Here is an 11,473-nt window from a genome sequence, read left to right as displayed (position 1 = left end):
CTGGGCCGCCGTCAGGTAGCAATTAGTGGTCAGAAGCTGGGGAGGACAGAGCCGTCGGCCCACTTGTCCTCGATGAACTTCTTCACTTCGGGGGAGTGGAGCAGCTCGTCGAGCTTCCCCAAGTTCTCGTCGTCCTTGTTCTCCGTGCGCACGGCGAGGAAGTTGCCATAGGGGTTGTCCTCGGCCTTCTCGAGCAGGATGCCGTCCTCGGCCGGGCTCAGTCCGGCTTCGAGGGCGTTGTTGCCGTTGATGACAGAGGCGTCGACGTCTTCGAGCGTGCGGGCCAGCTGCGCGGCGTCAGCTTCGACGAACTCGATGTTCTTCGGATTGTCCTCGACATCGGAGAGCTTTGCGTCGACCGCGTCCACTCCGTCCTTGAGGGTGATGAGCTTCGCCCCTTCGAGCAGCTTGAGCGCACGTCCCTGGTTCGACGGATCGTTGTTGATGCCGATCTTCGCGTTCTTCGGAATGTCCGCAACATCCGTGATGTCGTTCGAGAACAGTGCGAAGGGCTCGAGGTTGATGGGCTCGAAGCCGGTGATCTCGTAGCCCTGGCCTTCGACCTCGGAGTCGAGGTACGGCTTGTGCTGGAAGTAGTTCGCGTCGATGTCGCCGTCGTTGAGCGCCTTGTTCGGCAGCGTGTAGTCCGTGTACTCGGTGACCTCGATGTCGAGGCCGGCATCCTCGGCGAGGTTCTCATCCACGTAGCGCAGGATGTCGCCCTGCGGAACCGGGGTCGCACCCACGGTGAGCTTCGTGACGTCGCCGTCCTTCTCACCGACGGAATCGGTGCCTCCGCCGACGAGTCCGCAGCCCGACAGCAGCAGAGTGGCGCTGGCCGCGATCGCAATGAGCTTGGTCTTCATGGTTCTCCTTCATGTGTGTTGAGTGATGTGCAGTGGGATGGGCAGTGGTGGCCGTCAAGTGGGGGCAGATTGCCCGGATTCGTCGCCGATTCGGACAATCTGAGCCCACTTGACTCGGAGTTCCGCCGTCGCGACCGACGGAGCCGCCGTCACGACGGGCGGAGCCGCCGCTGGGTCGGACGTGGCCGACCTCGCCGAGGCGGCTCACCGGTGGTCGACGGCGCGGGCCAGTCGGTCGCCGATGAACTGGATGAGCGTGACGATGAGGACGAGGACGATGATGCAGGCGATCATCGTGTCCGCCTGGTAACGCTGATAGCCGTAGGAGATCGCCAGCGCACCCAGACCGCCGCCGCCCACGGCACCGGCCATCGCGGTGTAGGACACCAACGTCACCGAGGTGACCGTGGCGGCCCCGATCAGCCCTGGCAGAGCCTCGGGAACGTAGACCTGACGGATGACCTGGCCGTTCGACGCGCCCATCATCAGAGCGGCTTCGATCTTGCCCTCGGAGACCTCGCGCAGCGAGTTCTCGACCAGACGGGCGTAGAAGGGGATCGCGCCGATGGTCAGCGACACCACGGTCGCCTGCCAGCCGAGTGCCGAGCCGACGACGAATCGGGCGAAGGGGATGAGCGCGATGATGAGGATGATGAAGGGGATCGAGCGCGTGATGTCGACGATGAAGGACAGCACCCGGTAGACGACCGGGTTCGAGTTCAGCCCACCCTTCGAGGCGGTGAACAGCCAGATGCCCAAGGGCAGACCGAAGAGCACGGCCAGGCCGGTCGACCACGCCGTCATGAGCAGAGTCTCGATGGTGGCCGGCCACATCTGATCGGTGATCGCCGGGTTGTCGAACCATGTGGGATCGTTCATCAGGCAGCCTCCTCCGCGTAGATTCCATCGGCTTGCAGGGCGCTGATCAGCTCTTTCGCCTGGTCGGCGGAGTCGACGGAGAAGCGCAGCCGACCGACCTGACGGCCGTCGATGGTCTCCACGGCTCCGGCGAGGATCGCCTCGGCGCTCGCTCCGGCACTCCGCGCGGCGGTGAGCACGGTGGGCAGGTCCGTGCCGGCCAGAGAGACCTCGACGAGGCGGCTCGCCCCGTCATCGAGGCTGACCGGAGGCAGGGGGACGAGATCCTTGGCGAGCACCGACCCGGGCTCGGCGATGACCTCGGCGAGTTTCCCGGTCTTGGCCACGCGGCCGTCGGCCAGCAGCGTCACGGAGTCGCAGATCTCGCGGATGACGGACATCTCGTGAGTGATGATGAGGACGGTGATGCCCAGTCGGTCACGCAGCGAGCGGATGAGACCGAGGATCTGCTCCGTCGTCGTCGAATCCAGCGCCGAGGTGGGCTCATCGCACAGCAGCACCTTCGGCTCGGCAGCCAGGGCGCGGGCGATGCCGACGCGCTGTTTCTGCCCGCCCGAGAGCTGAGAGGGATAGTTGTCGACGCGGTCGCCGAGGCCGACGAAATCGAGGAGTTCACGGGCCTTGGCCAGACGGTCGGCCTTCGGCACGCCAGCGATCTTGAGCGGGTGGGCGACGTTCTTCAGCGCCGTGCTCGAGTCGAGGAGGTTGACGTGCTGGAAGACCATGCCGATGCTGCGGCGCGCCTCGCGCAGACCGGCACCGGACTGGTTCGTGAGGTCGACGCCGTCGATCGACACCGTCCCGGAGGTGGGGGACTCGAGCCCGGTCAGGCAGCGGATGAGGGTGGACTTGCCCGCGCCGGAGCGGCCGACGATGCCGTGGATCTCCGCGGCAGGGACCGAGAGGTCGATCTCCTCCAGGGCGACGGTGCCTCCGAACACCTTTCGCAGTGCGCGCAGTTCGATCACAGGCGCCTCCTCGTGTGGTTGGTCAGTGCCGCGCACGGTGGTGGACGGCAGGAATTGGGGATGGGCCGGTCTACGGTCCAGTAGGGCCGACGATTCAGGATGACAAGCAATCAGAGGATCCTCACAGGCGGATGTCATAAATCGACGTATAACCGGGCGATCGTGACCAAGCACATACTCGCCGAGGCGGCCACGTGGCGCAGGGGCCCCGCCCACGGGACGAGGTGGGGCGGCCACGTGGCGCAGGGCCCCGCCCACGGGATGAGGTGAGGCGGCCATACAGCCATGCAGCAGCGCGGCCGGCGGAGACGGGATCCGCGTTGTCGGTTCATGCCCAGGGGAAGGTGCATTGCTATTTCCCGGTCCGTAACCTGCAGTCCATGTCGGGGGCGTAGACCGGTGGAATCGACAGATCTGCGCACCGGGTCGGGCCCGCCGGTGCTCACGCGACGATGGGATGAGCATGCACGAAGAATCGAGCAGGATCGCGGCGATCGTTCCCTGCCACAACGAGGAGATCACCGTCGCCAAGGTCGTCGGCGACCTCAAGGCCGCCGTCCCCGGCATCACCGTCTACGTCTACGACAACTGCTCGAGCGATCGCACTTCGCAGCGTGCCGCCGAGGCGGGAGCCATCGTCCGCAGGGAGAACGTCCCCGGTAAGGGCAACGTCGTCCGCCGCGCCTTCGCCGACATCGACGCCGACATCTACGTGATGATCGACGGCGACGACACCTACGAGGCGGCCCACCTGCCCGAGATGATCGACACCCTGATCTCCGGCCCGTACGACCATGTGCTCGGAGTTCGCCAGGACAATCAGGAGACCACGTCGTACCGCCCCGGCCACGAGGCAGGGAACCAGATGTTCAACCGGCTGACCGGGTGGCTCTTCGGATCCGAGGTCTCCGACATGCTCTCGGGCTTCCGCGTGTTCTCTCGCCGCTTCGTCAAATCGTTCCCGGCGATCAGTCGCCGGTTCGAGATCGAAACCGAGCTGACCGTGCACACGATGTCCCTGCGCCTGCCCACCACCGAGGTGGCCGTGGACTTCCGCGACCGACCCGACGGAAGCGAGTCGAAGCTTTCGACCTTCAAGGACGGGTTCCGCATACTCGGTCTGATCTCTGCGCTCGTGAGGCACGAACGACCCCGCCTGTTCTACGGCAGCCTCACCGTGTTGCTCGCGGCCCTGTCGCTGGTCTTCGGCCTGCCCGTGATCTGGGAGTTCTGGCAGACCGGTCTCGTGCCCCGGTTCCCGACCGCGATCCTCGCCGCTGCGCTCATGGGACTGGCGTTCCTGCTCGGCAGTGTCGGCCTGACCTTGGACGGTCTGCGCCGAGCCAGGCGGGAAACCGCGCGTTTGGCCTATCTCAGCCTGCCCGCCGTCTGTGACTCGGCAACGGCCACCTCCTGGGTCGACTCCGTCCAGAAGCCGAACGGTGCGATGGCAGACACCGGATTCGACTCGCTCCTGACGGACTCTGCGCACGCAGACGACCGGACACGAACCCGAGTGAGGACCGAGCTCGCCTCATGAGCCGTTCTGCACTCCGCGAATGGTTCGAATGGTTGAGGACACCTCTGGCATGGGACCTGCTGCTGGCTGCCCTCACCGGCGTCTGGTCGTTCGTCTTCATCCGTCTGTTTGCTCCCGGCCGGATGAACGTCGACATCGCCGATCAGTACCAGCAGGCGACCGGGACGATCCCGTTCACGGACTGGCACGCGCCGGTGATGAGCGTCGTCTGGGGCCTGCTCATCACCGTCACCGGCCGACCGGGCAGTCTGCTCGTCCTCCAGGTGGTGATGCTCGCCGCCGCGGCCCTCATCATCGGAGTCATCATCAATCGCCGAGGTGCACCGCGGTGGATCTCCCTGCTGGGCCCCGTCACCATGGCGACGCCTTGGGTGCTTTCGCAGCTGACGACTCTGTGGAAGGACACACAGATGGCGGTGGCATTGGCGCTGGCCGTGGCGCTGCTGGCCGTCACCCGGATGGTGCCGAGGACCTGGGTGCTGTGGCTGCCGGCGCTGGTCCTGCTCGTCTACGCTCTCGGAGTGCGGAAGAACGCCGTCTTCGCTATGGTCCCGATCGCCGTCTATGGGGCGTTCTGCCTGCGCGGACGGCTGCGGAGCGTCATGCGCGGCGGCCCTCGCGGCCGTGGGGGCGGCCGACTGCGTGGCGGGCTGCGCACGGCCGTGGACCGAGCGCCGAGGTGGTGCTTCGCCGGCCTGTCCGTGCTCGTCATCTGCGTGGTCGGGTTCGGCAGCGTTGCCACCGAGAAGCTCATCGAGTCGCGCGTCGACGTCGAGCACAACGGTCAGATCTCGCAGATCTTCCTCGACGATGTGATGTTCTCTGTGCCGGAATCTCGACTGCAGTCGTCTGACGCACCGAGAGAGCTCAGAGACCACATCAGTTCGGCCCGGGACACATGCCTCGACAAAGGCGTGATCTGGGATGCCTACTGGAACTGCTACGGCAGAGGCGCGACTGGGAAGGCATTCAGTCCTCTTGCCTACCAGGATGAGTTGAAGTCGCTGTGGTTGAGCGAAGTCGTCACTCATCCGGTCAGCTACCTCGAGTATCGATCGGCAGTGTTCTCGTATTACTTCTTCTCCTCGAAACTCGAATACTGGGAAGCGGACTGGGACGGCGACGCCGAGAAGGTCGGCTACGAGGCGGGCAGCGTCAAAGCCGATTTCATCTTCCGCCCGTATGTCGAGGACTTCGCGTTGGGAACGTTCCCGATGCTCTTCAAGCCCTGGTTCTGGACCCTCGTCGCCGCTGTGCTGGTGGGGCTGGCCGTTCGCGCACGTCGGCGGGACGAGACAGTGCCCGGAATTAGATCGGCGACGGCATCGACAATCGCATCGGGACCCTCCGTGAGCCCTTCAGCGGAGTCGAAACTGACCCACACGCCGACGTTCTGGCCCGAGATCACGGTCCTGGCCACCTCGGCGCTGTGCTACATCGGCGGGTATTTCCCGATCGTTCCGGCCAATCATTTCCGATACACATACTGGCCGGCGCTGGCCGTGACCGTCGCGTTCGTCCTCTGGCTCGCCGAGCGCCGCATCCAGCGAGTCCGAAACATCGGGCCATAGACTGAATGCAGTTATGAAAGAGTCATTCTCGGTCCGTCTCCGGCGCCTGGCGGTGGAAGCCTTCAAATTCCTCACCGTCGGCGGGCTCGGCTATATCGTCGACGTCGGCCTGTCGAACCTGCTGGCCTACGGACTCGGGCCGATCCCAGCTCTGCTCGAGGACAGCCCGATCAAGTCGAAGATCATCTCGACGATCCTCGCGATGGTCGTCGTGTGGCTCGGCAACAAGCTCTGGACCTACGGCGACCGGACCACGAGCTCGAACATGCGCGGCGTCGTCCTGTTCGTCGCGGTCAACCTCGCCGGCATGGTCATCACCGTCATCCCGCTCGGCGTGACCTGGTATCTGCTCGATATGCGCGACCAGCTCACCTACAACATCTCGACGAACGTCATCGGCATCGGACTGGCGATGGTCTTCCGCTTCTACGCCTACCGCACGTGGGTGTTCAAGGACGAAAACCCCGACACCGAGGTGGTCGTGCCCATGGAGGAATCGAGCCGAGTCCCCGGCGACCGCGGCTGAGCCGATTCCTCCTGTGGCACCTCTGAAATTCAGGTCAGTATCGGATAGTTTTTGGGGGTCAGAAGTATCCGGTAGTGACCTATTCTCGGACGCGACTATCCGATAATGACCAATTCCCGAGGAGCCGAGCGTCGGCGGTGGAGTTTTCTGCCGCGGCCGGCAGTCAGCGGGTGCGACGCAGCTTGCGGTAGGCGCTGACGACGGGGGCCGGGGTGATGGTGCGCAGCTCGGCACGGAGCAGCATCCGCTTCTGCTTGAGCAGTGCGGCCCGCCGATTCGGCAGCTGACCGGCCTGCGCGCGGGTCGCCAGCAGCCCGAGGTCGCGGCGCAGCTGCCCGTCTTGCGGGTGGAAGTAGTTCTCGGTCAGCCATTCCGGGTCAGGGAATCCGATTGATCCGGCGGCGACATCGGCCAATGTGCCGGTGGCGTCGGAGTCTTCGAAGACCTCGTTGAGCAGTCCGGCATCGAAGCCGAAGTCCGAGATGAGCAGGGTCGGAACGCCCCGGTCGATGGATTCGAGTGCGGCCGTCGAGGACACGGTGACCAGGGCCGAGCCGGCGGTGAGGAAGTCGCTGAGGGGACCGTAGCCCAACTCGATGCGTGCCGCACCGGGGACTTCGCGGGTGCGGAAGTCGTCGAGGATCTCGAAGTAGGAATGCTGCTCGTGATGGGTTTCGAACTCACCGGGTCGCGAGCGCATCTTGATCACTGCCGTCGACTCCGGGTGCCGGTCGGCGAAGTCGGCCACGGCGGCGATGATCGCCTCGCGGTCGGCACGCTCGGTCGGGACCTTCGCCTGCGGAGCGAAGACGAGGGTGCGCGGGAGTGCAGGAGTGCCGCTCTGCGGGCCACCGACCAGGGATGGCGGGGAGCCGACCGACGGTGGGGCCGCCTCGGCGGTGGGGGATGCAGCGGGCTGCGGAACGCCCTCCGAGCGCAGCATCGGCAGGCGCGCCAACAGCACCTCGCAGGGCACCTGTGACCGCGCGCTCGCCTCGGTGTAGGCGGTCACCTCGGCGGAGGAATGGGCGATGAACGCATCCATCAGCCGACGATAATTCATCCCTTTGCCGCTGGCGGGCAGGCCCATTCCGGGCAGCCCCGAGACCAACGCCGGCCTGTTGATGCGGGTATGCGCGGTGAGGAAGACCTGGGCGACGATCGGGCCGGTGGCAGCGCCGAGGACGATGTCGGGGGAGTGGTCGGCGATGACGCGGGCAAGGTCGGACCGGGCGATGACGGGCACCTCGCGGTGTTCCCAGTCGGTGCCGGCGACGGCGCTGGCGATCTGCTCATCGGTCGGCAGGATCGGGTTGTCGACGAGGAACACGCGCCCCTCGACATCCGGCAGGGACGACAGCAGCTGGGTCGCCCACTTGAGGTAGGACTCGCTGTCGGAGATCGAGAGAATGCGGATCGGGGCGAGCCCGGCCGATCGCCGAGGCGGCAGCACCGGCCCGTCCGGGTGGGTCGACTGCGACGCCTGACCGTCCGCGCGGGTGCGCTCGGTCAGATGCGAGGGCCGCGGCGGGACGTCGGAGAGCGACGGCGGAAAGATCGGCCCACTGTAGTGGGGGTCGCCTGATTCAGGAATCGTCATCTGCCTTGACCGACTGGGCGTTGAGGGACTGTCGCAGACTATCGGGTGAGGCGCCGGTCCACCACTTCGCGGGGATCTCGGTGACATCGATCGTCACGTCCGGATTGAGCACGGCCAGGGACACCGCCGCGGTCGACGGCAGGCTGCGGATCGTCGAATTCGGCGGCAGATTGATCAGGCGCAGCTCGATCGGCAGACCGAGGTTCTTGATCCGCACCCGCTCATCCTGGGCGAGGTCGGTGAGGAACTCCTCGGTCTCACGTCGATGCGGGTAATACGTGATCGATCCGTGAGCGTCGATGATCTCATCGACCCAGGCCCGGTAGGCGAAGGCGTCGATGAGTCCGTCGGCGGCCAGGGACGAACCGATGACCGGGTTGTCGCGCGGGTGGCTGCCGCCGGTGGGCAGGGTCTGGAGGTGTTCGAACCGGTGGCGGGTGATCTCGCCGCCGGATTTGAGGAACGCCTTGCGCAGCGATTTGGCCACCGGCAGGGCAGTGTGCCAGCGCAGTTTGCCCACCGTCGCCAGGCCCCGCAGCCGGTCGGCGACGTGCGCGGCCATGACCGTGCGTGAGGCCTTGAGCTTCTGCCGGGGCCGCACGAGGGGACCGCGCTTGGCCGTGAGGATCTCGATCGCCGAATACGTGGCCAGACCGTCGTCGAGGATGACGACCTCGGGCATGCGACGCTCGAGATACGCCAGCGCCAAGGCCCTGTGCACCTGACCTGAGCAGGCATCGCCGAGGTAGATCCGGTCGAAAGCCGTCTTGCGCAGCAGCCCCGGCTTCGCCCCGTCACGGTCGAGGCGGACGTTCTTCGGCAGCCAAGCCGGGTCGAAGGCATCGAGGAAGGACGTCATGCCCTTCGCGCTCGCCCGAGCCCGAATGAGCAGATCCTCCGCCGGCTCATGGGATTCGAGTGCGGAGAGGAACTGCAGAGGGGATTCGACGAAAGCGACGGCTCTCCGGCGCTTCTTCTTCGGTGTCACCGGTGTTGGATCCGTTTCATGATGCGTTGCTGTTTTCTTGCCACCGCTTTGATCGCGAGCGTTCCCGACCGTCTGATCATCCGCTTCGGAGCGAACGCCTTCGTCGTGCTGCCCGGCAGAGCGAGCGCGGTGAGGCGTCGGCGTTTGAAATAGCGGCCGAACCGGTCGGCGGAATCGCCGCCGATGTGCTCGTCGAAGACCTCTGTGAGGAAGTCCGTCGCCGCGTCGCGCAGATCGTGCGACAGGGTCGGTGCCATGCAGTAGGTGACTGCCGCGAGCAGGCGCGCCAGCTGCGGATGCGCGTCCGCTCTGTCCGGGGCGCTGCCGTCGCAGATCTCGGAGATGATCGTCAGCGGAATGCGGTTGCTGTTCTGGTAGGGAGCGATGGCTTCGAGCAGCAGATCCGTCCCCACGGCCAGGGCGGGCACCTGATAGATCTGGCGGGCAGTCATCAGTGCGGTCGAGAACCCGCCGACGATGAGGTCGGGAGACAGCCGATCGATGATGACCTCGGCCATGACGGGCAGGTCGAACAGCTGCAGTGTGATGCCGAGTCGTTGTGCCGCCTCGAACAGCGGTCCCGTCTGCGACGGCGGAGCGGCCGGGTGGGGTTTGAACACCACGACCTCCATGCCGCGGGCGGCAGCGGCCTCGATCATGTCGATGTGCAGCTGCGTCTCCTCCTCGGAGGTGATGAGTCCCAGCGCCGACAGATACTGGCCGACGACCAGTGCCCACGGACGGTTCGTCGACGGCGTGGAACCGAGAACGTCGCCGAACTCGTCGGCGAGAGCTTCGGCCGAATGCTCACCGAGCTCGCGCACCACACCGGTGAATGACTCGACACCCAGCGGGCGGTGGGCGATGCCGAATTCGCGGAGCAGCTTCGGCGAGATTCCCGGCACCAGCGGCAGATAATGCAGCACGGACATGCGCTGACCGTTCGTCAGCGGAATCTGGTTGCGGGTCGGGCCGAAGCTCATCAGCCCGTCGGCATGCACCCTGATCGTCGCCCGGGAGAACACTCGGCCGAGTGCAATGGCCGGGTTGACCTGGGGTGATTCGAGCACGAGTTCGATCTCGTCGGTGTCGCCGAGACCCCAGCGGCTGCGCAGATACGATTCCACAACGGGCAGATCCGCATGATCGGGTCGCCACGACGACGGATGGACGTGCAGAGGCGCGAGCGCTTCGTTGAGGTCGACGACCCGATCGAAACGGGCGATCAACGAGGCGGCTCCCGGCGAGTCGACGAATGACTCCGAGAGCTCCATGACGACGGCATTGTTGCTGACCAGAAGGATCTGTTCGGTCGGTGCCGGTGCGTCCTCGGGCGCGAGCCCTTCGGTTCCCATCAGCGCCGGAGCCGCCGGCCGGTCGTAGTCACCGCCGTCGATGCCGGCTGCCAGGCAGACGAGCTCGAACAGGGTCGAGGCGAGGAAGATCTGTTTCACTTCACCATCTCCAGCACTAACGAGGGTGCGTCATTGAGGTAGCTGCTGACGTTGAGCTGCCGTCCCTGTTTCTGCAGAACGAACTCCTCACGCAGAAACTCGGGCGGAATCTTCGCCGAAATCGTTCGTGCACCCCGCCTCAGCTGGTGCCGCAGCGACGCCGGGGACGCTGCGAAACGATTGATCTGATGGTCGAGGATGGCCAGCCAGTTGCGGATCGCCTTCGGCCACAGCCTGTCGGCGTCCGGTTCGGCGGCGACGAGGTCGAAGATCTGTCCGAAAGCGCGGATGAAATCCAGCTGTCGGATGTCGACGATCCGCGACAGAGATCCTGCCAGCCCGCGTCGATAGAGGATTCCCGGAGCATCGACGACAGCGAAGGACTCGGCCTGCAGGTGCAGCCGCCAGATCCAGGACCGGTCTTCGGCGGTCATGAAGTTCTCCGGGAAATGGAGGATCCCCTGTTCGAGCACCCTGCGGTGGAAGATGCCTGCCCACGCGAACGGATAGTCGACCATCGTCGATTCGTAGACGGGCAGGACCCCCACCTTGGGGTCCAATGGCACATCACGGACCGACATCGGTGCGAGTTTGCGTACCCGTTTGGTCCCCTCGACCGTCGTATGGTCGCAGCGGATGAAATCGACTCCGAGCCTGTGTGCCGCCGCCAGCATCGAGGACAGATGCCCAGGAGCCAGCCAATCGTCTCCATCGAGGAAGATGATGTGTTCGCCCCGAGCAGTTGCCAGTCCCTTGTTGCGGGCATTGGCGAGTCCCGTTGCCTCGGGGTTGGTGAGCACCTCGAAATGAGGGAACCACGTGCTGAATTCCTCCAGCAGCTCTGGTGTCTCATCGCTCGACCCGTCGTTGACGAAGATCAGCTGAGTGCGGTCCCACACGGGTCCCTGCTGCCGCAGTGAGCGGAACAGTGTGCTCAGGTAGGGGGCACCATCTTTCGCGGGAATGATGATGCTCAAGTCGAAATCGGTCACGGTGCTTCTCCGGAAGGTGCGGTCACGGTCGGGTCACCCGACCGTCGGTGGGGCGGACAGGGAAGAGCCACCTCGGCGGGGGAAGAACC

Annotated in this window: 10 protein-coding genes; 3 read left to right on the top strand and 7 right to left on the bottom strand. The window is 65.4% G+C overall.

What is annotated here, in order from left to right; all coding sequences use genetic code 11:
- Positions 1-29: 29 nt before the first annotated feature.
- From AD89_RS0109145 to AD89_RS0109135, 3 genes are all read right to left on the bottom strand, one after another.
- Positions 30-866: a MetQ/NlpA family ABC transporter substrate-binding protein gene (locus tag AD89_RS0109145; protein ID WP_025778298.1), complete on the bottom strand. Its 837-nt coding sequence runs from the start codon at positions 864-866 to the stop codon at positions 30-32.
- A 204-nt stretch (positions 867-1,070) separates the two neighbouring features.
- Positions 1,071-1,745, bottom strand: a complete 675-nt coding sequence (locus AD89_RS0109140; RefSeq protein ID WP_025778297.1) for a methionine ABC transporter permease — start codon at positions 1,743-1,745, stop codon at positions 1,071-1,073.
- The gene (locus AD89_RS0109135) at positions 1,745-2,713 is read right to left on the bottom strand and encodes a methionine ABC transporter ATP-binding protein (protein ID WP_025778296.1); all 969 of its coding nucleotides are present in this window, start codon (positions 2,711-2,713) and stop codon (positions 1,745-1,747) included. Before AD89_RS0109135 ends, AD89_RS0109140 begins: the two co-directional genes overlap by 1 nt.
- 463 nt (positions 2,714-3,176) lie before the next feature.
- Here AD89_RS0109135 and AD89_RS0109125 point away from each other — a divergent pair, with 463 nt between their 5' ends.
- The 3 genes from AD89_RS0109125 to AD89_RS0109115 are packed head-to-tail and all read left to right on the top strand — an operon-like array spanning position 3,177 to position 6,350.
- Positions 3,177-4,253: a glycosyltransferase gene (locus AD89_RS0109125; protein WP_025778295.1), complete on the top strand. Its 1,077-nt coding sequence runs from the start codon at positions 3,177-3,179 to the stop codon at positions 4,251-4,253.
- A complete protein-coding gene (locus tag AD89_RS0109120; protein WP_025778294.1) occupies positions 4,250-5,824 on the top strand; it encodes a hypothetical protein in 1,575 nt (524 codons plus the stop codon). The genes AD89_RS0109125 and AD89_RS0109120 overlap by 4 nt, the downstream gene beginning before the upstream one ends.
- Before the next feature lie 13 nt (positions 5,825-5,837).
- Positions 5,838-6,350, top strand: coding sequence for a GtrA family protein (locus AD89_RS0109115; protein ID WP_025778293.1), 513 nt, complete (start codon positions 5,838-5,840; stop codon positions 6,348-6,350).
- Positions 6,351-6,513: 163 nt separating this feature from the next.
- Here AD89_RS0109115 and AD89_RS0109110 read toward each other — a convergent pair whose 3' ends face one another.
- The 4 genes from AD89_RS0109110 to AD89_RS0109095 are packed head-to-tail and all read right to left on the bottom strand — an operon-like array spanning position 6,514 to position 11,384.
- Positions 6,514-7,950: a DUF6716 putative glycosyltransferase gene (locus AD89_RS0109110; protein ID WP_025778292.1), complete on the bottom strand. Its 1,437-nt coding sequence runs from the start codon at positions 7,948-7,950 to the stop codon at positions 6,514-6,516.
- Positions 7,937-8,938 (bottom strand): hypothetical protein, encoded by a 1,002-nt coding sequence (locus tag AD89_RS0109105; RefSeq protein ID WP_025778291.1) that lies wholly within the window; start codon positions 8,936-8,938, stop codon positions 7,937-7,939. Before AD89_RS0109105 ends, AD89_RS0109110 begins: the two co-directional genes overlap by 14 nt.
- On the bottom strand, positions 8,935-10,392 hold the full coding sequence (locus AD89_RS0109100; RefSeq protein ID WP_025778290.1) for a polysialyltransferase family glycosyltransferase: 1,458 nt from the start codon (positions 10,390-10,392) through the stop codon (positions 8,935-8,937). Before AD89_RS0109100 ends, AD89_RS0109105 begins: the two co-directional genes overlap by 4 nt.
- Positions 10,389-11,384 (bottom strand): glycosyltransferase family 2 protein, encoded by a 996-nt coding sequence (locus tag AD89_RS0109095; protein WP_025778289.1) that lies wholly within the window; start codon positions 11,382-11,384, stop codon positions 10,389-10,391. Before AD89_RS0109095 ends, AD89_RS0109100 begins: the two co-directional genes overlap by 4 nt.
- Positions 11,385-11,473: the final 89 nt, after the last annotated feature.

Origin of the sequence: Brevibacterium sp. VCM10 (assembly GCF_000583215.1) — a bacterium.
Classification (GTDB): domain Bacteria; phylum Actinomycetota; class Actinomycetes; order Actinomycetales; family Brevibacteriaceae; genus Brevibacterium; species Brevibacterium linens.
The sequence above is the reverse complement of the archived record's forward strand: the minus strand, read 5'-3'. Positions and strand labels throughout refer to the sequence as shown.

Excerpts from the sequence above, each read along its gene's own strand:
- AD89_RS0109120 (WP_025778294.1), top strand. The coding sequence starts at position 4,250 with ATGAGCCGTTCTGCACTCCGCGAATGGTTCGAATGGTTGAGGACACCT.
- AD89_RS0109115 (WP_025778293.1), top strand. The coding sequence starts at position 5,838 with ATGAAAGAGTCATTCTCGGTCCGTCTCCGGCGCCTGGCGGTGGAAGCC.
- AD89_RS0109125 (WP_025778295.1), top strand. The coding sequence starts at position 3,177 with ATGCACGAAGAATCGAGCAGGATCGCGGCGATCGTTCCCTGCCACAAC.
- AD89_RS0109145 (WP_025778298.1), bottom strand. The coding sequence starts at position 866 with ATGAAGACCAAGCTCATTGCGATCGCGGCCAGCGCCACTCTGCTGCTG.
- AD89_RS0109140 (WP_025778297.1), bottom strand. The coding sequence starts at position 1,745 with ATGAACGATCCCACATGGTTCGACAACCCGGCGATCACCGATCAGATG.
- AD89_RS0109110 (WP_025778292.1), bottom strand. The coding sequence starts at position 7,950 with ATGACGATTCCTGAATCAGGCGACCCCCACTACAGTGGGCCGATCTTT.